The following is a 21,995-nucleotide window of genomic DNA, read 5'->3' as shown; positions in this document are numbered from 1 at the left end:
TGCATGTATTAGGCACGCCGCCAGCGTTCGTCCTGAGCCAGGATCAAACTCTCCAATAAAAAGATGTTTGATTCTAACTGATTGATTCAATCAATATTGAATCGATGTTTGTTGCTTGAATTGACAGACGCTTGACTTTCATTCAATTTTCAAAGAACAACTAAACTCTGTAGCCTTTTTATGGCGACTTAAATAATGTTACTAGACACGATTTATAAAGTCAATAATAAATATTGAATAACTTTATATAATGTCTGTGTCTTAAGCGACAAATACCAATATAGCATCTGATTCAAAGAAACGCAATAGGGATTTTAAATTTCTATCATATCCGCCAAATTGTTCTTCATGTTTAAATCATTCCCCTTCACTAATTGAAGGGACTTCCTATTATAACGTTTCACAAAATAATGTCAATAACACAATGGAAATATTCAAGATAAATTGCAGGAAAGTATGACTATACAAAAAAACAGAACCGTGAATTACCAGTCCTGCTTTCTTTTATGAACAGAAGACAACGTATGAATATTCGAACGACCGTCTTCTAATGAATCAATTTGTAATAAATCCGGAAAAATAACACTACTGTAAGAAGCGTTTATTGCCATTGCTTCAGCCACACTGGACAGTATTACTGGTTTTTTCTCAAATAAATAAAGTTTCAGTCGATCTGTTTCCTTAATAATTGGAACTGTAAAGGTCAACCCATCTCGTCTATCTGAATATTTTCTATACTGCAGCCAACCGCTGAGAACACCAGTTTCTTGTTCTAAAAGAGGCAATAACAAACCCGACACATGAACGAGCCATAAATAATAGGAGGTTTCATAACGAAACCAGCCTGAAGACATATTTACTTTCCACGTTTTCTTAAAAATGTCAATCAAAAGTGTTACATTTCGGTCTTCGACAGGATAGTTCAGTGCCTGTCTAATCACTTTATTGACAACGTCTTGGACAGCTTTTTTCCAAATGTCCATATGAAACATTTGCGTAGGATAGAAGGGTCCCTCTTGATCAAAAAAAGATTCATAACTCTCTTCCATATTACCCCTCCTCCTTTTCGTCGCTTATATTACTTACATTGTACGAAACGACGAAAAGGAATGTAAATAATTTTTTCAAATTAGACTAGAAAATTTGAGAGATTTTCTACACATGCTGTAGAAAAGAGGTGGCTATCGTAAAATAAATCATTAAACTAATAACATCACTCAACGTCGTAATAAATGGACCAGATGCAATAGCAGGATCCAGGTTTAACTTGTTAATAATAAGAGGGATAGTAGTACCAATAACACTTGCTACACCTAACGATACCATTATGGAGAGGCCTACTATGAACCCTAAGAACAAATCTCCATACAACAACCCGAGCAAAAGCGTAATGACAACTCCACAAGTAACGCCAATTAATAACCCAGTGGAAAATTCCCTTACAACAGTTTTCCAGAAACCGCGCTTTTCTAGTGTTCCTGTGGCAAGTGCGCGTACAGCTACGGCTAACGATTGAGTTCCCGTATTCCCAGCAGAACCCATTACCATCGGAATAAAAGCGGCTAGTAAGACTACGGATTCAAGAGTTTCTTCAAAAATTCCGATTACCTCTGCTGTTCCTAACCCAAAGAACATCAGTAATACAATCCATGGGGCTCGTCTTTTCGCGGCTTGGATGGAAGTTATCGTTACATCCGTGGAACCTCTGGACGCTGTAATTTCTCCTACGTCTTCTGTAGCTTCTTGCTCAAGAACATCAATTACATCATCAACAGTTACAATTCCAACAAGCATATTATGATCTGTGACTACAGGAGCAGCTAAAAAGTCATATTTTTGAATAAGTTGAGCAACCTCTTCTTGGTCTGTTTTAACATGAACCGATACAACACGCGAGCTCATAAACGTTTCTATTGTTTCATCAGACATTGAGGTAATCAGATCTCTAATAGATGTTACACCAACCAATTTACCGGCTTCATCCACAACATATAAATAGTAAATCGTTTCAGCATCCGGTCCTTCTTCACGAAGTAATTCTATCACTTCAGCTACCGTATGTGATGCCTTCACCGATATAAATTCTTTTGTCATGATTGAACCAGCTGTATTGTCTTCATACATCAGAAGTTCTTGAACATCATCCGCGTCTTCCTTATTCATCGCCTGTAAAATATCTTCAACGTGTTCCTGCTGTAATTCACCGAAAAAATCCGCAACATCATCAGCATACATTTTATTAAACATTTCGGCCGCGTAGTAATCATTCAGCTCAAGTGCAATCGCTTTTTGTTCATCTATTTCCAGACCTTCAAAAATCTCCGCAAACTCTTCTGGACTTAAAAACTCATACACACGTTTGCGTTCTGACTCCTCTAAACGTAAAAACACTTCCGTTTGATCAGCGGGATGAAGTTCCAGAAATAGACGTCTGAATTCGTCCAACTCCTCTTTTATCGCGGACTTCATAATTTTTTTAAAATAGTCTTCTCTTGTTTCCTCATTCAATTTCACCATTTTCATCCCCCCTATGCTAAAAAGTTTGTTCATGGTGACCGTTCATTGTCCGTTTATAGCAATAAAAACGCCCCCCATGTAGGGAAGGCGTGTATGGCTATACGGAGAAACAAATCGTGTGCATCCAAACAGCGCTTTTTCATTCGTTCTTTAATATAACGTCATAGAAAACATCTGTCAATTTGGTTTATATTGGGCATTTACCTGCCCGGTACTTTCACTTTTTCTACTTTTTTCTTTTCCCCAAATATTTTAGTTGTGATCAAAGGAGCAAATATGAATAATAAAATGCCAATGCTTGCAGAGAGTAAAATGTAGACACTTCCAAATGCCATTATTTCTGCTGTCGCCACACTAGCAATTATAATCGAAAATTCACCGCGTTGTGTAAACGACAAGCCCGCCCGAAATGACACTCTTGGAGATAAACCATACATTCGACCGCCAACCATGCCGACAATTATCTTCCCAATAACGGACCACACTACTAACACCGTCAGCAGAATAGGAGCGGATATACTACTATCCAATTCAATTTGGGTTCCGAACCATAAGAAAAACAAAGGTAGTGTCAATTCCCGTAAAGGAAGAACAAGCGGTTCAATCGTTTCACTCTTTTTCGCTTCCGCCAGCATAATGCCCGCAAGAAAAGCCCCTAGTACTTCAGACAATTCTAAATAAATAGCAACTCCACTGTAGGTAAAGGCAATACCAATAATAAGTAAGTGAAATATATTAGACCCTGCATTTCGTTCAATAAACTTTGCTGCTTTTGCAAAGACAAAACGTCCTAAAAAAACAGCCAAAATAATAAGTAAAAAAACTTTTGATACAAGCCACAAAAAATCTATCCCTTGAAAACCTTCCCCGGTGTTTAATCCAACCAAAATTGCTACCATAATGGGAGCTGCCAAATCTTCAAAAATCAGTACACCAAGTATAAATTCCGATTCCGGATTTGCTGTTCGTTTCGTATTTTCCATCATCTTCATTGTTATCGAAGAGCTAGTAGCGTAAAGTATTCCTCCAATAATAACAGCCGTAAGAACATCTAATCCAAATACAAGACAAAAAAGCGCCGACAATAAAAAGTTCAAAAACAAATCCAATAATCCAGCTGGGGTTACTTTTTTTGCAATATTCCCCAGCTGTTTTATGGGCAACTCTATTCCTAGCATAAAAAACAGCAGTACGATACCAATTTCTCCAGTAAAGTATAGAATTTCTGAATCAGCCAAGAATCCGCCAAGAGAGATTCCTACGACTATAAACAAAATCACATCAGGAATTCGTGATCGTAATCCGATAAAACCAATAACAAACATGATTAAAAGGATTAGACCAGCCACCAGCAACTCTGGCATGTGAGGTTCCACGTATTAGTTCGCCTCCCCTTCTGCTAAATCCTCAAACACAGATATTTGACTGTTCTTCCCCACTACCATGACGGTGTCACCCTTCTGAAGTTTTTCATCTATCCCAGGGCTTGCAATCACATCATCATTTCGAAAAATACCAACAATAGAAACACCTGATTTTTTTCGAACTTCTGATTCACCAATCGTTTGATCAACAAAAATCGAACCTTCCTTTAATTCAATCCATTCTACAACAATTTTACTGCGGAATAGTTTCATTTTATCGCTGTCAACAGGCTGAAATACCGCACCAAGTAGTTGTGCCCCCAATTCACGAGTTTCGTTTGAGGTTAATTCCATCGAAAAATCCGCTTCATCTCCCTCCGGATCTTGAAAAAAATACAGTTCGCGTTTGCCGGTATGATGAGTCACAAGTACAACCATACTGCCTTCCGCTGTTAGAAACGACATTTTTTTCCCGATTCCCGGTAAATCTGCCATTTTCACTTCCAAAGATACTCTCTCCTTCTCTCTCCAACTTTATTGCAAGTTTTTCTTTTATTATAAAGGCATTTCCCATGTTCTGAATAGTTATTATATCTAGTTCGAAAATAATCTTCTTTTCATCGAATAGAAGTGGTATATTTTAACTAGTATTTATTAAAGGAGACGTCGGCGACATGTGGAAAACGAGTATTGCTATTTTTATAACTGTTCTTTTCACAATATTAATAGCCGGGGCAGGGTATGCTTATTATCTGTACGATATGACCTCCGAAAATGTGCAAACAATGAATGAAAATTACACAGAAGAAATAGGCAAAGACATAGAATCTGCCCGATCTTCTTTAAGGGGATCTGTCTCTTTTTTAGTTCTTGGCATTGGCGATCGTCCTGAAGAAAATGGTTTAGCAGATACCATTATGGTAGTATCCGTCAATCCCGATGACGAATCTATTCTTATGTTCAATATACCAAGAGATACTAGAGTCTCGATTCCAGGACATGGAGAAGAAAAAATAAATCACGCATATGGGTACGGTGGGACCGGACTAATAAAAGAAACTGCTGAACAGCAATTAGACCATTCTTTTGATTTTGTGATAGAAGCAAATATGGAAGGATTCACCCAAATCATCGATTTAATCGGTGGGGTTGAAGTAGATAACCCTTTCGCTTTCTCCCAAGACAACGTAGATCATAGTAAAACGTATCACTATGAAAAAGGAACAATTGAATTGGATGGCAAAAAAGCATTGCAATACGTCAGAATGAGAAAAAGTGATCCTCGTGGAGATTTAGGACGAAATGAACGGCAGCGGCAAGTACTTACTACTCTTCTTCAAGAAAGCCGTTCTATCGAAAACCTGTTGCAAGGTCAAGATATATTATCTATTCTCGAAGAAAATATTAAGACCAATATAACGATGGAAGATATGAGAACCTTATTTACAGATTATCGTTCCTCGCTCGATTACGTTCGAACATTTGAAATAGATGGAGAAAATGAATATCAAAATGATGTTAGTTATTACATTGTTTCAGACAAAGATTGGAAAGAAGCTTCCATTCGACTACAAAATCATCAAGAAAAATAAGCTCAAAACTTCTTTTTCATCAGCCAAGAAACGGCACCGTTATAAATCGCATGAGCAGCGATCGGTGCCCATAAGGTACCGGTCCATAAAAATAACCAGCCCAACATTGTCCCCATAACAAACACTACTATGTGAATGACAATACTGCCTTTATACTGTGGTATGTGTAGTGCCATAAATAGTAACGAAACTAGAAACAGCGCCGTGAGATTCCCAACATAATTAGTAGCGATGCCCAGAATAGCACCGCGAAATAATAGTTCTTCTGACACGCCAGCACCAAAAGCAATCGTAAACAGCCCATTCCTTTTGTAAAGCATTTTCTTAATAAGCCGAGTGTATTCATTTTCGGGAAATGATATCCAACGTATATAAAACAGCAACGTTACGAGAACAGTAAAACCCATGCCGAGTGTTGCCCCAAGGATTATTTCAAAGAAAAATCCACTCATCGACCATATTTCTTGTACGTACTGAAAACGATTTTCTCCCATTAAAGCTAAGATGAGTAGAAAGGCAACAGCAATGAAAACCCCAAAACTTCTCCAAATCGCTTGTAATGAAATATCTTCTGGAATACCATTATGTTTGTCCAATCAACCATCTCCTAATCGAATTACAAGTTAAAAGTTGTTTATATTCATCATATACTGCAGATGGTAGTACATTGTGTCGGACACGACAGAACTATATTCAGACCACATTTTCCACGTGTTTTTTTCCGTTTCTTGATTATCGTCCATCGGAGTTGTTTTTGCTCGTTTTTTCGTCTCTGTGCCTGATTTCCCACGTTCCTTCGACAAATAAGTAGAAAAAATATTATTTCCTTCTTTATCCAAAATGTTCAATTTTCCTTTATCGTTCACTTCAAAATCTACGTTTGTGCCTTCCCTCGTTAAAAAGGAACGATCGTTGTGAAGAGTGTAGATCGTTTTATCCGGGGATTGATAACGATCATCTTCGCTCAAGATCTGTTCTTCAAACTCGTCAAATCCCATATTTAAAAGGGCCGTTGTGTCCTCATAAGCATATGAATTACTGTCTGCTTTAAGCACAACCGCAATTAGTTTTCTTCCATCTCGTTTGGCAGACGTCACAAGCGTATAACCAGATTCGGTGACGTAACCATTTTTCACACCGTTTGCTCCCTCGTAATCCCAAAGCAACTGGTTGTGATTACGTAATTCTGTCTCCCATTCTTCTCCCTTCCATTCTTTTGTTTTTGTGGAGACAATATCACGAAAATCCTTATTCTGCATCGCTAATTGTGTGATTTTTGCCATATCTTCCGCTGTAGAATAGTGATTTTCTGAAAATAAACCGTGAGGGTTCGTGAAATTCGTATCTTCTATCCCTGTTTTTTTCATTACATAATCGGTCAATTCTTTAGAAAATTCCTGTTCTGATTGGGAAATGTGTTCGGCAATGGCTGTCCCTGCATCGTTTCCCGAATTAATAAGCATCCCTTCCACCAATTGTTTCAACGGCATCACTTCATCTTCTGTTAAGTAAACTGTGGTTCCTTCTACTTCTGTCGCATTTTCACTAATTGTTACTTTGTCCTTTAAATCTGCCTTCTCTATTGCCATTATTCCTGTTGCAATTTTTGTAATAGAAGCGGGATACATTTGCTTCTCTCCATTTTTTTCATACAATACTTGACCTGTTTTTGCATCTATCAAGACCGCTGCCTCACTATGTAAAGACATATCACTTGTATCCTTATCTACACCTGTAGCCGCAGTCGGCAACCATGTCATACATACGAACAACAGGATAATATACTTCCATTTTGAACGACATACCACATCATTAATCATAAGCCTCTCCCTTCGCTATGACGTTTCCTAAACATTCATTTCTACATTTTTAGACATCATCCCTGCCTATTCACAGAAACAAAAAGATAATTATACTTTCACAACAAGAATCCCGAAAGCTTATAACAGCATTCGGGATACGACATTTTCATTAAGATGGTTCAATTTCTTCCATATACTCTCCAATGTTTTCTTCGGTCATGCCTCCTAAAAGGACACGTTGTACCACACCATCTTCATCTATGAGAAAAGTCGATGGGAGAGGTCCTATTCCGTAATGATCGAGCACATCTTTATTTTCATCTAAGAGTACCGGGAAAGTTAAATCATAACGATTCACAAACCGTTCGACCGCAAGATCTGATTCCCCTACATTAACAGCAAGGATTTCAACTCCTCTATCTTTATATTTTTCATATTGTTTCTCCATATGAGGCATTTCATCTTCGCAAGGAGGACAATAGGTTCCCCAGAAATTTAAAAAAACTCCCTTCCCTCGTAAATCTTCGAGCTCAACTTCTTCTCCATCCATATTCTGAAGAACAAAGTTCGGAGCTACCTCCCCTTCGTGAACATCTGTTTCTTGTCCTGACATAAAATTAGTATAAAAAACATAACCTAGTGCAACCGCTATAACCCCTAGTATAGAAGAACGCATAATGAGACGCTTGCGTTTTTTCGACATTCTTAACAACTCCCTGTCCTAGCGCAGCTAGCATTCATTTATCGAGACATTTGTGTTATTATAACTTACATTTCTCATTTTTAAACTTCATCTTCTAGTATAAATGCTGAAACAAACTTATGCATTCCTAAGATATATCGATTTTATGAAAAAAGAGACTGCCCCAAAAGTGGTGAAACATGACTTTTGAGGTCAGCCCCTTTAATTTAACACACGCATTTTCCTTGTTTTATTCATGTTTTTCATCAAAATCTTCTGTTTCTTGTTCCGCTGTCTCTTCTATTTCCTGATTATCGTCCAACGTAGTTTCTTCTGTTGTATCCTCTGTTTTTCCAACATGAAGCGGCGAGATTGTTGACTCCCCTACCGAAAATTGCCGAATCAAGGTCGATAGATTATCACTTTCTTCATTTAGATTTTCCGCTGAACTTGCAACAGAACGCATTGCTTCTTGCTGTTCATCTGTGGAAGCATTCACTTGTTCAGCTGATGCCGCATTAGATTGAGACACCTCAGCAATTTTTGCAATTGCATTTTCAACCGATTGCCTGCGTTCATCCATCATCGGAATTTCTTCTAGTAAACGTCCCACAACTTCACCTATTGATTCACCGGTATCCTTGATTTTTTCAAAAGATGTTTTCACCTGGCTTACTACCTCTTGTTGTTCCGAAGATACATTTCTTGAACGCTCGACTGTATCATGCACTTTATTAGCTTCTTCTGTCACACCATTAAGAATAGTTTTCACTTCTTCTGCTGATTGATTAGAAGCATCAGCTAATTTACGGACCTCTTCAGCAACAACCGCAAAGCCTTTCCCGTGTTCCCCAGCTCGTGCTGCCTCAATACTTGCATTTAATGCCAAAAGATTGGTTTGGTCAGAAATTTCGCCAATTGATCCCATTGCTTTTTGAATATCAGCAAGTCTATCGGTTAATTGTGTAAACACTTCTTCGACTTCTTCCATCATCGTTTGTGATTGTCCTGCTTTTTCGGTTAGCTTAGAAACTTCAGTTACCCCGTTTTCATTTAATTCTTCTGATGTTTTGGCCCGATTTTCTATTTCTTTCACTTGTTCTTCCAAAAACATAAAGGCTGTCGTTAAAATTCCCATTTCCTGCTTTGTATTTTCTGCTTCTTCTGCTTGAGAGACAGCTCCTTTAGATATTTCATTTACAGCACTTGCTACTTCTTCCCCGGCAGCACTTGTTTCTTCGGACACCGAGCTGAACTGTTCTGACGATGAAGCAACTTGAGACGAAGACTCTTTCACTTGTGCCACAAGAGACTTAATGTTTGATACCATTTTGTTTAAGTCTTGACTTAAATGATTAATTTCCTCATGAGAGCTTGCCTCAAATTGTACAGTTAAATCGCCAGACGACATTTGATTGACTTTCTCCTGCATATCCTTGATCGGATTCGCCACTTTTCTAGCTGCTATAATACTTATAATAATTGAAAGCAGAATAGCTGCAACTGCAATAAAAATAATTGTGTTTCTTAATGTGTTAGATTCACTAACCATAGCATCATTAGAAAATGCAGTGCCAATCACCCAGTTATTTACTGAAATTCTGTCGTAAAATAAATCGTGCGCTTCCCCTTGTCGTTCAAAATTCATCTTCCCGTTCCCTTCTGTCTCCAAAACAGAAGCGAGCGAGTTTCCTTCTTCGATTGTTTCTCCAGTAAAATCCGGGTGTACAATCATGGATCCATTTTCATCCATCAATGTCATAAATCCATTATATGGAACATCCGCTTCTCCCAACAGTTCGTTTAAGTGCTGAAGTGATAAATCCATCCCTACTACACCAAGTGGATCACCGGATACTGGATCAACTACGGCTTTAGCCGCACTTACGACAAACTCACCACCATCTTCACTTACATAAGGTTCGGTCCATCCCGTCTCTTGCGGATTTTCCATCGCCGCTTGATACCATGGTCGGGTTGTCGCTTCCATATCTTCTACATTTACATATGGAGTCGTATGCACCCCATCATTTTCAGCTCCTGTAAAAGTCAATTCAATATTTTCATAACTATTCATAAAACGATTCATCACATCTTCTACATCACTATATCCAACCACGTAATCTGGTCCCTCTTCATTTTTATCGCGCAAGAAAGAAACTACTCTTGTATCAGCGCTTATCATATTGAGGTGATTTTCAAATGTTTGAAAGTATTGTTCTATGTATTCTTTTTCATTTTCAACCATTTGTGTTCCAGAATCAGACGCGTTGTCTTCCACAACATTCGTCATTTGAAAATAAATAATTATGGCTGCCGTCAATAAGGAGACCGTTACTAGACCAGCGCATAACAGTATTAGTTTCGTATTTAGTTTTTTCATTTTTTCCTCCTTCTAATAGTGTGTGATGAATTGAGACTAAAGTTTAATGCAGAATCTACTTTTTATACAAATAATCCACCTTTATGATTCATAAGTATCATTCAACTGATATCATTTATATCGACAATGTATTTAAAAGTTTAACAATTATTAGAAAATATTAGGTATGTATTATAAATGGATTAAAGCAATAAAAAAGAAGGACTACATAAATAGTCCTTCTTTCACTAGATATTTTTTATCGCTTGCTCAACAGGAGTAGAACCGCCAAGCAAATCAAAAGATTTACTATATGTGTTCTTATCATCTATGATATGAGCTACAACATCCGCAACATCAGCTCTTGATACGGAAGCACTCAAATCTTCCACTCTTTCGGCAATATGAACCGTTCCTACCGGTTCATCATTAGAAAGTGGACCTGGGCGAACAATTGTATAATCGAGCCCACTGTTTAGTAAATACTCATCTGCCAGTTTTTTCGCTACTAAGTAGTGCCTCATTTGTACAGGACCAGATTCAGGATCTTCTGAACGAATCGAACTTATCATCACAAACCGTTTAATATTGTGTTTTTGTGTTTCGTCGATTGTTTTTCTAGCTCCCCATAAATCTATCAAAACTGTTTTGTCAGCACCTGTGTGAGGGCCGGAACCTGCAGCAAATACGACGGCATCTATTCCTTCAAACGCGTGAGATATGTCTCCTTCAAGGTCTGCTATCACCGTATTATCAGCTCCAAGCTTGGAAAGATCTGATACTTGTTCTTCCTTACGCAGCATCGCCGTTACGTGATGATTCGAATGCTCGGACAATATATTCACCAGGTTTCTGGCTACTTTTCCATTTGCACCCACAACTAATACGTTCATGGTTAACCCTCCTAAAGTTTTATCCTACTTGATTTTTCCCTTCCGTCCTTATTTTAAACCTGATTGACACTCGATTGGAAATAAAACGCTTCATAACCATCTCCTCCCTTTTTTCTCTATTCCATTATATAAAAAGCGAAAGGAGGTGAAGCAAATGGCAGAAATCATTGATTCTCGATTAACGTTAGAATTCGATGCCGGAACAGACGAATCGGGAGAAAAAATATTGACGTACAAACGATTCAACAATGTAAAAACAGATGCAGAAGACACGTCTCTGCAATCAATCGCAAATGTACTTGGTCCTTTGCAGGAATTTCCGATGGTTGGGATAAAACGTACAAACGAATACGACATTTCCAAGTAAAGAACAATAGTAGGTAAAAAGGAGGGAACTACATGAGCAAACGTTTAGAATTACGTTTTTCTAACCAGGAAGGAAGAAACGTAACAATAGCTCTCGATGAGCCGGCTGATCCTACTGATGAAGAAGCAATAGAAACAGCAATGGCAACCATCATTAATGAGAATGCTTTCATTTCATCAGGAGGGGAACTAGTAAATAAACGGGATGCTAGAATTGTTGAACGTACGGTTAATACTGTATACGAAGAATAATTTGCATCTCAGCGAAGGAGCTGTATCAAAAGGTACAGCTCCTTCTCTATAACAAAGAGAATTCAACCATGGGCAGAAGCTGAGGCGCTGCCCGCGGCAAAGGAGACACGGTGATCCGCAGGGAGCCGATGTCGCTCTTGTGCTCTGGAGTGAAAGCGTCCGCCTGCAGCGCATGCCCTCTTTGTTCACCAATCCCTTTTGGCTGTTAACATACTTTTGATACACCGCCTTTTTTAAGAACCAATGAAAGGAGGGAGGCTAATGGAATTGTGGTTAAACGCTATTGGAGAATATGGGCTGACTACGGCTATTGCGTTTTATTTACTTCATCGCATGGAAAAGAAACTCGATATCCTCATTCACACCGTTCAATCTAAGTCAGAATCACCGGCATCCATAAAGAGTGCTCCACCTGTTCTGGAAGATGATGAAGATTATTATCAGTCTCTTCAATAATATATAACGCTAAACAAGCGGGCTGAAAAGGTTAATCCTACAACCTTTTAGCCCGCTTGTTTCATTCTTTCTGCGCTTCAAAGAAATATGTTTTAGAATGATACTTCACACTCATCACCATACCGAGGGCGAACATTGTCGCTACAAGTGAACTACCACCATAGCTTAATAAAGGAAGAGTAAACCCGGTTACTGGAAGTAACCCAAGTCCCATCCCGATGTTTTGAAAAATCTGAAAAGAAAACATTCCTATTAGGCCAGCACATAAATATTTCCCAAAAGCATTGTGACATCGCATGCTGGTCATAAGAATTTGATAGAGTAATATAAAGTACAATGTGATGACAAAGGCTCCACCTAGAAAACCATGCATAGAACTCACTACTGCAAAAATAAAATCAGTGTGCGCCTCAGGGATATAAATGTTTGTATTAAAATTCCCATAAAGTTGACCTGACCCTATCGCTGTCATCGCCTGCAACACTTGATACCCTTCATCAACATATTCAAATGGGTTTAACCATCCATTTATACGATCGACTTGATAACTTTTAAGATTTGATAATAAATATTTATCTACAAAATTAGGGAATCGAAAAAAGAAAAAAACAAAAGTTAATAGTGCTACTAACGGTCCTCCAATAAGGGGAAGAAGTATTTTATACGTCATTCCCGATACGATCAATAATGCTATAACTATTGCCGCAATCAACATAATACTTCCCATATCCGGTTGTCGATATAATAAACCAATAACGGGTACAACGACAGCCGCCATCTTCCCTAAGAGCAAGACATCTGTTTGGAACGTTCTGTCCTCTCTATACCGCGAGTTGTGCCGGTAAATAATTGCGCTTAATGTTAACACAAGAAAAATCCGCATAATCTCTGAAGGTTGCACCAAACCAACACTAGGAATTTTAAACCAGCTGTTAGCTCCATTTTGCCTTGGCGCAAAGTCTTCATGCGGACTAATGACATCTAACAAGACTAACAGAAAAAGCCCGAACCCGTATAAAAACCAGTGTAGATTTAAATAGTACTCAAAATCAAAATGCAGCACCGTAAAAACCACTGCAAAACCTAGTACATAAAAAACCATCTGTCGTAGATAGAAATCTCCATTATATTGACCCATTTGCTGCGCATAATAAATGTAGAAACAACTTACGACACCAAATAAAAAGAGTACAAACAGCATATTAATATCATATTGTTTTTCTGTTGTTGGTTTATTGAAACTCACCAGTTCATCACCAGCATCTCCTAATCTATGTATATATTCTCTTGCAAAATGATACACGAATATAAATAAAACGTATAGAGAAATAAACAAACTCGCTGTGTTTTTATTATACAACTCGAATGTTACACTTTAAAAGAGTCTGTCCATAGTTTTGTATTTTTTCCTTACATATCTTAAAGGTATAACCATAAACTTAATGGAATTTATAACGTACATCTAACAACGTAACATATAGCATGTAAGGAGGAAGGTTTATGAACATTCGTTCGACTACCAATCAAGAACGATTAATTACACTTGATATTATTAGAGGATTTGCCCTTTTAGGAATATTATTCGCCAATATGGCTACGTTTAAATCTCCGACCTTTCAAAGTCAAAGTATGCCAAGTGAGTTAGCGACCCTTCCGACTGGCATATTGAATCAATGGAGTCAATTTGCTTTAGATCTGTTTGTTAATGGAAAATTTTATCCAATGTTCTCCTTTTTATTTGGTTTAGGGTTTTATTTATTTTATGAAAGATTACAAGAAAAAGGACTCGCTTCCAGTAAGATGTATCAACGACGCATGGTTTTTTTACTAGTGATTGGTTTTATCCACCTTGTATTCATATGGTCCGGAGATATTTTATTTACATATGCATTAGCCGGGTTCTTTCTGTTGTTATTTATACATCGTACTCCTAAAACGATAATGATTTGGGCACTAGGTCTTTTACTAACTTCTTCGATTGTTATGGGTTTTCTATCATTGGTCAGCAACTTTATTATGGTCATGCAACAAAATGACTCCTTCGAAGAGCAAGCCCAGGCGGCAGTCGCCAATGCCCAAGCGATATATAGTAGTGGGACTTATATGGAAATTTTAAATTTTCGCCTTTCTGATGAAGTGCCGATTGTCGTTACTAACCTCATTTTATCCGTTCCTAATGTGTTAGGTCTATTTTTAATAGGGTTATATGTTGGCAAAAAAGGTTGGATACAAAATCCTGCACAGTATCAAGCCGCATGGAAAAAACTTTTTTTCATCAGTCTTATAAGCGGGGGATTATTATCATTTTTATTTGCCTTTTTAAACAATGGACTTTTTCCAACCCCTGCTTGGTTCTCTGCCGGAGCCGCTTCGGGATTAAATATAGTAGCCGGCCCTTTATTCATGCTTTTCTATGTAACTGGTGCGGTTCTTCTATGTCAGCGAAAAGCTATCACTCGTTTTTTCAAACCGATAGCTTTTGTAGGACAAATGGCATTAACTAATTATCTTTTACAATCTATTATATGTTCTTTGATTTTTTACGGATTTGGGTTACAGCTTTACGGAACCATTGATACCGTAACAGGTTTATTAATTACAGTTGTTATCTATATAGGTCAAATTATGTTGAGTTGGTTTTGGATGGGGAACTATTCACAAGGTCCGTTGGAAAAATTATGGAGGTACTGGACCTACCAGAAATCAGCAAAACAATAAAAAAATCACTTGTTTCACCTTGTTCGCAAATGGGAATTAGGTACTACAAGATAAACATCGACACCCTCTGAAACGAAAGGACTTATGAGAATGAACCACTTAGTCGAAAGTCATCACACAGGATTAGTTTTGTTATCAATCTTAATCGGCATCATTGCTTCTTATGCAACTTTAGACTTATCCGGAAGAGTATTAGTCTCCTCTGGGAAAACTCGAATGAATTGGCTTATTAGTGGTTCCATTATCCTTGGATCTGGTATTTGGTCGTTACATTTCATCGCTATGATCAGCCATTATTTACCAATCCCTGTATCATACGACGTTGTTTTGACTGTTATTTCTATGATTGCAGGGATAGCAGGGTCTTTTGCAGGTTTATATATCATAAGTCGCAACCCGCATTCCATGTATCGAATGATTGCTGCAGCAACAGCTTTGGGCGCCGGTATAACGGCAATGCATTACATAGGTATGGCTGGAATGATCATGCGCGCCGATATTCATTACAATGTTGGACTCGTTATCACGTCGATTATCATCGCAGTAAGCGGGGCATTTACCACATTTTATTTTTGGCATAGATACATTAAAAGTAATACTTTTAAAGGAAAAATATTCAAAATGCTAAGCACGATGTTCCTGGCAGGTGGAATTGCCGGATTACATTATACTGCTATGAGTGCAGCTTCTTTTTCACTGTTAGAACAGACACCGGGCCATTTTTCTTTTCCTATTATAAAAACTCCTATGTTAACAGCAGGAGTCAGTATTAGTTCTGTTATTATATTGACAATGATGCTTATTAGTATTTCTATTGACAAAAAGATGTCTATTCAATCACAACGGATTCGATGTTTATTTGATAACCACCCGAACATGGTTTTTGAATTAGATTATAATGGTTGTATTATTTCTATGAATGATGCTTGTCAACAATTAAATGGGTATAATCACTCGCAATTATTACATTCCCCATTTAAAAAACTTGCAAACAAGGACGAGGAAACCAAAATACAGCACCAATTAGAACGGACCCTTCAAAATGAGTCATCTACTTTTGATATGACATTAACATATCAAGACCGAACATCGATGTATGCAAAAGTAACAACTATTCCTATTGTTATTGACGACCGTATTCAAGGAATGTATGGAATGGCAGAAAACGTAACGGAACTGAAAAAAGCGGAAGAGAAGTTACGAAACATGGCGTATTATGACTACTTAACCGAATTGCTTAACTTTCGAGGATATCAACAAAAAATGAAAGAAATCGAATATCAATTAGAAGAACATGAACGGATTTCCATTCTCTACATTGATTGTGATGGGTTTAAAGAGGTGAACGATACTCTAGGTCATGAATCTGGAGATGTATTTTTAACTTATTTTGCTCGTCTTCTTCAACGATCCACAGCTGCAGACGATATCATCTGCCGCGTCGGAGGTGATGAGTTCGCAGTCATTTTGACACGGTTTCATTTAGAAAGAGACGTTAAAGAATTAGCGGAAACAATTATAAACGAATTGAGCGAACCGTGGAAACATAATGATAGCCTATTTTCAATGACAGCAAGCGTCGGTATTTCCTGTTATCCAAGTGACACAACGGATATTAATGCTCTATTAAACAAAGCAGATCGGGCCATGTACCAGGCAAAACGGAGTGGAAAAAGTTCATACTATCGTTACACACAAGATCAAACTACCATATAAAATAAAATGCCCCGCCTTACTATAAGAAGGCAGGGCATTTTTATACATTATTATGATTTTGCTGGAGTGACAGAAACATGAATATAAATTTCACCTATGTCACTTCCTAAAGGAAAAGTGAGAAATGTCTTCTCCATGCGAAACGTTGATTGTCCTTCGTTTATTACGGGAGGAGAAATATCAATGGTTTCTTTCACATTTGACAATTCGGAGGCAGCTTTTCCTGCAACCCAGTTGCCAAACTCCTGGACGGCACTCCACCCCATTTCATCCAACTCATTGATTTCCAGACCACCCATCATACTTCCCACAATCGAACACGCTGTTTCTCGTTTCATCGTACATATTATTTGACCTTCAAGTGTTCCATTGACTCCCATAACAACAGAAATATCAGAAGACATAAATTGTTTTCCAGATACAAACGGCTTTGAAACAGCCGCCTCTATCCCTAAATGTTGTTTGACAATCGTTGTAGCTGCACTTGTTATAGCATTTATGTGATGTGCTTCCATTTGTGGTGTTGAAGACATGATGTCTCTCCTCTCTATCTATCCTAATACTTTATTGATAGCATCCATAACACGATCAGCTTGAAATGGTTTTACAATAAAGTCTTTTGCTCCAGCCTGAATAGCATCAATAACCATTGATTGCTGTCCCATTGCAGAACACATGATTATCTTCGCATCAGGATAATTACTTTGAATCTCTTTTAAAGCTACAACTCCATCTTTTTCAGGCATGGTAATATCCATTGTAACTAAGTCAGGTTTTAGTTCATTGTACATATCCACTGCTTCTTGCCCGTTTGATGCTTCTCCGGCAATTTCAAAATCATTTTTTGTAAGAATATCTTTAATCATCATTCTCATAAACGACGCGTCATCTACTATTAATACAGAAGCCATGCTGTCACCTCAAATTTTCTTCTATTAGTTTTTTTAATACTCTATTATGCTCCGGTTTTCTTCTCTTCACTCTTATTCAAGATTTTGTCTAGATGTAAAAGCGTAAATAAGCGATCTTCAAGCTTTACTACACCCCGTAAATATTCCTCAGCAACCCCACCGACTACTTCCGGAGTAGGTTCAATTTCAGAAACAGGAATGTCCATCACATCATTAGCTCCATCAACAATGAAACCAATTTCATTATCATCTTTATTCAAAACTAAAATTCTGGTAGCATCATCATATTCAAATCTCTCTATATTAAACCTTTTTCTAAGATCTATAACCGGAGTAATAATTCCGCGTAGATTCATAACCCCTATGATATAAGATTCTACACCAGGGATACGTGTCACGGACTGCATTCTCTCGATCGATTGTATATAATCAACTTCCATCGCATATTCTTCCTCTTTTAATTGGAAGACTATTACTTTTAAATAGTCATCAGCCGTTTCTTCCGCCATGAAGGCACCTCCCAGTTTTATTTAATCAGTGCGTTTGAATCTAGAATTAAAGCAACTTGTCCATCTCCCAGAATTGTCGCTCCAGAAATGGCAAATACATTACTTAAATAATTGCCAAGTGACTTCAATACAATATCATGTTGACCAATCAGTGAATCGACGACTAGACCTGCAATTTTATCTCCCTTGCTGACAATAACAAGTGAATAAAAGTCATTTTCATTTTCATTTTTGGCCGGAACATCAAAAATGTCATTCAAAAATACAAGAGGTACCACTTTCCCTCTGAAATCTATAACTTTTTGATTGTGGGCACTGTACACTTCATTTTTATTTACAATCGCGGTTTCCACAATAGCAGTCAACGGCACAGCATATTTTTCACTTCCAACTTCGACCAGCATAACGTCAATGATTGATAATGTTAACGGCAGTTGGACGGAAAATAGCGATCCTTGTCCATACTCAGAATCAACGGTTACCGTTCCACCTAATGATTCAAATGTACTTCGAACTACATCTAATCCGACGCCTCGTCCAGAGATATCGGTAATTTCTTCTGCCGTACTAAACCCTGAAGCAAACAACAGGCCATATATTTGTTGATCTGTCATTTTTTCAAGATCTTCTTCTGTCACAACACCGTTATCTAAGGACTTTTGAATAATTTTATCCTTATTAATACCAGCACCGTCGTCTTCAATCTCGATAAACACGTTGTTACCGCTGTGATACGCTCTTAATAGAACTGTACCTTGAGCTGGTTTTCCGGCCGCTTCTCTTTCTTCAGGCTCTTCAATACCATGATCAATAGAGTTTCTGAGTAAGTGAACAAGCGGATCTCCAATTTCATCAATTATTGTTCGATCAAGTTCTGTTTCCGCCCCTGTAATGTCTAAGCTTACCTGTTTACCAAGTTCTTTTGAAAGACTTCTAACCATTCTCGGAAAACGATTGAAGACTTGATCTACGGGCATCATTCTCATGTTTAAAATAATTTCCTGCAAATCACCGGATATTCTGGACATTCGCTCTACCGTTTCGTTTAGTTCACTATTATTCAAATCATTAGAGATTTGTTCGAGCCGCCCTCGATCTATAACGAGCTCTTCAAATAAGTTCATGAGAACATCGAGCCGGTCAATGTTCACCCGGATCGTCTTATTTAATTCGCTTCCTTTCTTCCCTGCCGATTCTTTCTTGTCATTATTATTGTCTTGTTTAGCAGGCTTTTCTTTCTTTTGTGATGAGGAATCAGCGCCGCTCTCATTCCCTTCTTTCTTATCTTCTTTCTTATTATCTTTCTCCGCCTCAGATGCTTGATCTACATTTACTTCTTCAATAGTTACGGAAGTAATTTCAGAAACCTTCATGATTCGTTGTTCCAGCTCATCTGCTTCTGCAGTTGAAATAACAGTAACAGCAAAAGAAGAGTCGAATTTTTCATCTTCAAGATCATCAGCGGAAGGTGTTGATTTAATAATGTCTCCTATATCTTCGAGCACTTCAAATACCATATACACGCGCGCTGCTTTCAACATCGTATTTTCGTCGAGCGTTATCTCAATTATGTATGGTTGGTATCCTTGCTCTACTGATTGAACAAGTACTGTTCTTTCATATTCATCAAAACTCTCACTGATTTGGCTGGATGCACTCGGTTCCGGCTTTTCTTCGACAGAAGCAGCTGTTTCTGATGAGGCTTCGGCTTCTTCACCGTTCTGTAGTACCTCAAGCTTCTTTACAGCCTCTCCTACATCTCGCTTGCCATCTCCGCCTTTCGATATATCGAGAATCATTTCTTCTAAATCATCCACTGATTCAAATACAGCATCCATTACATGAGACGTTACCTCAAGTTGCTCATTACGAATCAAATCAAGGACGTTCTCCATACTATGTGTAAGGTGTGCTAAATCTTCAAATCCCATAGTTGCACCCATGCCTTTTAACGTATGGGCTGATCGAAATATTTCTCCTACGATAGATATATCTTCAGGCTCTTTTTCAAGCTGCATGAGATTATCATTCAACGTTTGCAAATGTTCCTGACTTTCATCAATAAATACTTCTAAATACTCTTGACTCAACGTTTAACCCTCCCTAGAACTCCTATCTATTTATCCGACTCTCTTTCTGCTCTCATTTCATTTTACTACTTTTATATCGGTTAATATATGAAAAATTTCATAACTAGCACTTCTTTTTTGCGGATAGTGACTAATTAACCAGTTATATATACCTATATTACTAAAAAATACTTCTTCTAAAAGATCCAGTTTTTTCTTCCAACATAAAAAAATTGCCCGTTAAGTGAAAACATCCACTCTATCGGACAACTTTCTTCTATAATTATTAATTTAAATCAAAATGTTTACCACTTGATTCATACACAATCCATTCGGCAAGGTTTGTTGCGTAATCTGCTATTCTTTCAACATATCTTCCTATAAAAGCTAATTGGGTCGTTTGCTCAGCATTCGTTTCATCCGTAAGGGTAAACAGACTTTGAATATAAAGACGATATTTCTTATCAACGGTGTCATCCATGGTGGCAATCTGCTGAGCTTTCATCATATCTCTCTCCTGATAAGCAAGCATTGCCTTCTTTAACATGTCTTGTGCCACTTCTGCCATTTCTAATATCGCATTAATTTCTTCTTCATTCTTTTTTTCTTCCATACGTCTTGAAGCTTTGACAATATCAACTGCTAGATCTCCAACTCTCTCTAAATCACTGGATATTTTTAAAGCTACAATCGTAGTTCGTAAATCAGTTGCCACCGGTTGCTGCCTGGCAATCATCATCGTGGCATCATCATGAATTGTCAGTTCTGCTTGATTAATTTTCGCATCGTTCTCAATTAATTGTTCCATTTCTAATTTGTCTTGTGTTTGTAATAGATTAATAGACGCAGAAAAGGCTTGTATGACTTGTTCTCCCATTACAAACAAATCTTTTTTTAGCTGATTTAATTCTTGCTCATACGACCCTCTTACCCCCATAATGAAACGCCCTCCTTTTAACCAAATCTTCCGGAAATATAATCTTCTGTACGTTTATCTTCCGGAGATGAAAAAATCTTGGACGTTTTATCATACTCCACCACTTCTCCGTTAAGAAAAAAAGCAGTGTTGTCTGAAATTCTTCCGGCTTGTTGCATGTTGTGCGTTACAATAATAATGCTGTAATTCTTTTTTAACTCTTGAACGAGCTCTTCGATTTTAAGGGTTGAAATCGGATCAAGTGCCGACGTTGGTTCATCCATAAGCAGTACATCTGGTTCAACAGCAAGACATCTAGCTATACAAAGACGTTGTTGTTGTCCACCTGAAAGTCCAAATGCGTTTTCTTTTAGGCGATCTTTCACTTCATCCCACAACGCAGCCCCTCTTAAACTATTTTCAACGATTTCATCTAACACTTTTTTATCTTTTATCCCATGAATTTTTGGACCATATACAATGTTTTCATAAATGGATTTAGGGAATGGGTTTGGATTTTGAAAAACCATTCCCACTTTGGTTCTAAGGAGTTCTACTTTATATTTTTTATCAAAAATATTTTGGTCTCTGTAATAAATACCGCCTGTTGTTTTAACTGATGGAACCATCTCTGTTAAACGATTAAGTGTTTTTATAAACGTTGATTTCCCACACCCGGAAGGACCGATAATAGCTGTCACTTGATTTTCCGGTATATCCATTTCGACGTTTTTTAATGCTTGGTCTTCTCCATACCAAAGATTTAATTCGTCCACCCTATACACAGATTGTCTGTCTTCTTCTGTATCTCTTTGAATCATGTCGTTCATGTCTACTTTACTTTTATCTTCACTTGCTAGCATCATTAAC

Annotated in this window: 22 protein-coding genes and 1 rRNA gene; 6 read left to right on the top strand and 17 right to left on the bottom strand. The window is 37.7% G+C overall.

Annotated elements, in window-relative coordinates; translation table 11 throughout:
• The 5 genes from J2S78_RS05715 to J2S78_RS05695 form a co-directional block, all read right to left on the bottom strand.
• Nucleotides 1-59, bottom strand: a 16S ribosomal RNA gene (locus J2S78_RS05715); the annotation flags it as partial.
• A gap of 426 nt (nt 60-485) precedes the next feature.
• Nucleotides 486-1,049, bottom strand: coding sequence for a hypothetical protein (locus tag J2S78_RS05710; RefSeq protein ID WP_306896960.1), 564 nt, complete (start codon nt 1,047-1,049; stop codon nt 486-488).
• A gap of 106 nt (nt 1,050-1,155) precedes the next feature.
• On the bottom strand, nt 1,156-2,517 hold the full coding sequence (gene mgtE, locus J2S78_RS05705) for a magnesium transporter (RefSeq protein WP_306896959.1): 1,362 nt from the start codon (nt 2,515-2,517) through the stop codon (nt 1,156-1,158).
• Nucleotides 2,518-2,717: 200 nt separating this feature from the next.
• Entirely contained in the window at nt 2,718-3,893 is a 1,176-nt protein-coding gene (locus tag J2S78_RS05700; protein WP_306896958.1) for a cation:proton antiporter, read from the bottom strand.
• Between the two features lie 3 nt (nt 3,894-3,896).
• Nucleotides 3,897-4,382, bottom strand: coding sequence for a cation:proton antiporter regulatory subunit (locus J2S78_RS05695; protein WP_306896999.1), 486 nt, complete (start codon nt 4,380-4,382; stop codon nt 3,897-3,899).
• A 173-nt stretch (nt 4,383-4,555) separates the two neighbouring features.
• Between J2S78_RS05695 and J2S78_RS05690 the strand changes: the two genes are divergently transcribed.
• Nucleotides 4,556-5,473, top strand: a complete 918-nt coding sequence (locus J2S78_RS05690) for an LCP family protein (RefSeq protein ID WP_306896957.1) — start codon at nt 4,556-4,558, stop codon at nt 5,471-5,473.
• A 2-nt stretch (nt 5,474-5,475) separates the two neighbouring features.
• Here the strand turns inward: J2S78_RS05690 and J2S78_RS05685 are convergent, their stop codons facing one another.
• From J2S78_RS05685 to J2S78_RS05665, 5 genes are all read right to left on the bottom strand, one after another.
• A complete protein-coding gene (locus J2S78_RS05685) occupies nt 5,476-6,069 on the bottom strand; it encodes a CPBP family intramembrane glutamic endopeptidase (protein WP_306896956.1) in 594 nt (197 codons plus the stop codon).
• Between the two features lie 27 nt (nt 6,070-6,096).
• Nucleotides 6,097-7,293 carry a D-alanyl-D-alanine carboxypeptidase family protein gene (locus tag J2S78_RS05680; RefSeq protein WP_306896955.1) on the bottom strand — a complete coding sequence of 399 codons (1,197 nt, stop codon included), beginning with the start codon at nt 7,291-7,293 and terminating at the stop codon, nt 6,097-6,099.
• Between the two features lie 151 nt (nt 7,294-7,444).
• A complete protein-coding gene (gene resA, locus J2S78_RS05675; protein ID WP_306896954.1) occupies nt 7,445-7,978 on the bottom strand; it encodes a thiol-disulfide oxidoreductase ResA in 534 nt (177 codons plus the stop codon).
• A 229-nt stretch (nt 7,979-8,207) separates the two neighbouring features.
• A complete protein-coding gene (locus J2S78_RS05670) occupies nt 8,208-10,340 on the bottom strand; it encodes a methyl-accepting chemotaxis protein (protein WP_306896953.1) in 2,133 nt (710 codons plus the stop codon).
• Between the two features lie 227 nt (nt 10,341-10,567).
• The gene (locus J2S78_RS05665; protein ID WP_306896952.1) at nt 10,568-11,212 is read right to left on the bottom strand and encodes an SDR family oxidoreductase; all 645 of its coding nucleotides are present in this window, start codon (nt 11,210-11,212) and stop codon (nt 10,568-10,570) included.
• Between the two features lie 154 nt (nt 11,213-11,366).
• Here J2S78_RS05665 and J2S78_RS05660 point away from each other — a divergent pair, with 154 nt between their 5' ends.
• The 3 genes from J2S78_RS05660 (at nt 11,367) to J2S78_RS05650 (ending at nt 12,286) form a co-directional block, all read left to right on the top strand.
• Nucleotides 11,367-11,579, top strand: coding sequence for a DUF1659 domain-containing protein (locus tag J2S78_RS05660; protein ID WP_306896951.1), 213 nt, complete (start codon nt 11,367-11,369; stop codon nt 11,577-11,579).
• Between the two features lie 32 nt (nt 11,580-11,611).
• Complete coding sequence (locus tag J2S78_RS05655) at nt 11,612-11,830, top strand: DUF2922 domain-containing protein (protein WP_306896950.1); 219 nt, start codon at nt 11,612-11,614, stop codon at nt 11,828-11,830.
• Nucleotides 11,831-12,091: 261 nt separating this feature from the next.
• Nucleotides 12,092-12,286: a YvrJ family protein gene (locus tag J2S78_RS05650; RefSeq protein WP_306896949.1), complete on the top strand. Its 195-nt coding sequence runs from the start codon at nt 12,092-12,094 to the stop codon at nt 12,284-12,286.
• A 61-nt stretch (nt 12,287-12,347) separates the two neighbouring features.
• On the opposite strand, the gene J2S78_RS05645 is transcribed toward J2S78_RS05650, so the two are convergent.
• Entirely contained in the window at nt 12,348-13,532 is a 1,185-nt protein-coding gene (locus J2S78_RS05645) for an FtsW/RodA/SpoVE family cell cycle protein (RefSeq protein ID WP_306896948.1), read from the bottom strand.
• A gap of 254 nt (nt 13,533-13,786) precedes the next feature.
• On the opposite strand from J2S78_RS05645, the gene J2S78_RS05640 reads away from it, so the two are divergent.
• Together J2S78_RS05640 and J2S78_RS05635 are read left to right on the top strand one after the other, a co-directional pair.
• Entirely contained in the window at nt 13,787-15,004 is a 1,218-nt protein-coding gene (locus tag J2S78_RS05640) for a DUF418 domain-containing protein (RefSeq protein WP_306896947.1), read from the top strand.
• 90 nt (nt 15,005-15,094) lie between these two features.
• Complete coding sequence (locus J2S78_RS05635) at nt 15,095-16,720, top strand: sensor domain-containing diguanylate cyclase (protein ID WP_306896946.1); 1,626 nt, start codon at nt 15,095-15,097, stop codon at nt 16,718-16,720.
• A 50-nt stretch (nt 16,721-16,770) separates the two neighbouring features.
• On the opposite strand, the gene J2S78_RS05630 is transcribed toward J2S78_RS05635, so the two are convergent.
• From J2S78_RS05630 to pstB, 6 genes are all read right to left on the bottom strand, one after another.
• Complete coding sequence (locus tag J2S78_RS05630) at nt 16,771-17,253, bottom strand: chemotaxis protein CheX (protein ID WP_306896945.1); 483 nt, start codon at nt 17,251-17,253, stop codon at nt 16,771-16,773.
• Between the two features lie 18 nt (nt 17,254-17,271).
• Complete coding sequence (locus J2S78_RS05625; RefSeq protein WP_125557105.1) at nt 17,272-17,631, bottom strand: response regulator; 360 nt, start codon at nt 17,629-17,631, stop codon at nt 17,272-17,274.
• A gap of 44 nt (nt 17,632-17,675) precedes the next feature.
• The gene (locus J2S78_RS05620) at nt 17,676-18,140 is read right to left on the bottom strand and encodes a chemotaxis protein CheW (protein WP_306896944.1); all 465 of its coding nucleotides are present in this window, start codon (nt 18,138-18,140) and stop codon (nt 17,676-17,678) included.
• A gap of 17 nt (nt 18,141-18,157) precedes the next feature.
• Nucleotides 18,158-20,230 carry a chemotaxis protein CheA gene (locus J2S78_RS05615; protein ID WP_306896943.1) on the bottom strand — a complete coding sequence of 691 codons (2,073 nt, stop codon included), beginning with the start codon at nt 20,228-20,230 and terminating at the stop codon, nt 18,158-18,160.
• Between the two features lie 265 nt (nt 20,231-20,495).
• Entirely contained in the window at nt 20,496-21,146 is a 651-nt protein-coding gene (gene phoU / locus J2S78_RS05610; RefSeq protein ID WP_306896942.1) for a phosphate signaling complex protein PhoU, read from the bottom strand.
• 17 nt (nt 21,147-21,163) lie between these two features.
• Nucleotides 21,164-21,946, bottom strand: a complete 783-nt coding sequence (gene pstB / locus J2S78_RS05605; protein WP_306896998.1) for a phosphate ABC transporter ATP-binding protein PstB — start codon at nt 21,944-21,946, stop codon at nt 21,164-21,166.
• Nucleotides 21,947-21,995: the final 49 nt, after the last annotated feature.

Source organism: Salibacterium salarium (assembly GCF_030813635.1).
In the GTDB taxonomy this organism is placed as follows: domain Bacteria; phylum Bacillota; class Bacilli; order Bacillales; family Marinococcaceae; genus Salibacterium; species Salibacterium salarium.
Note: the sequence above shows the minus strand (reverse complement) of the source record. Positions and strands in the feature narration are given on the sequence as shown.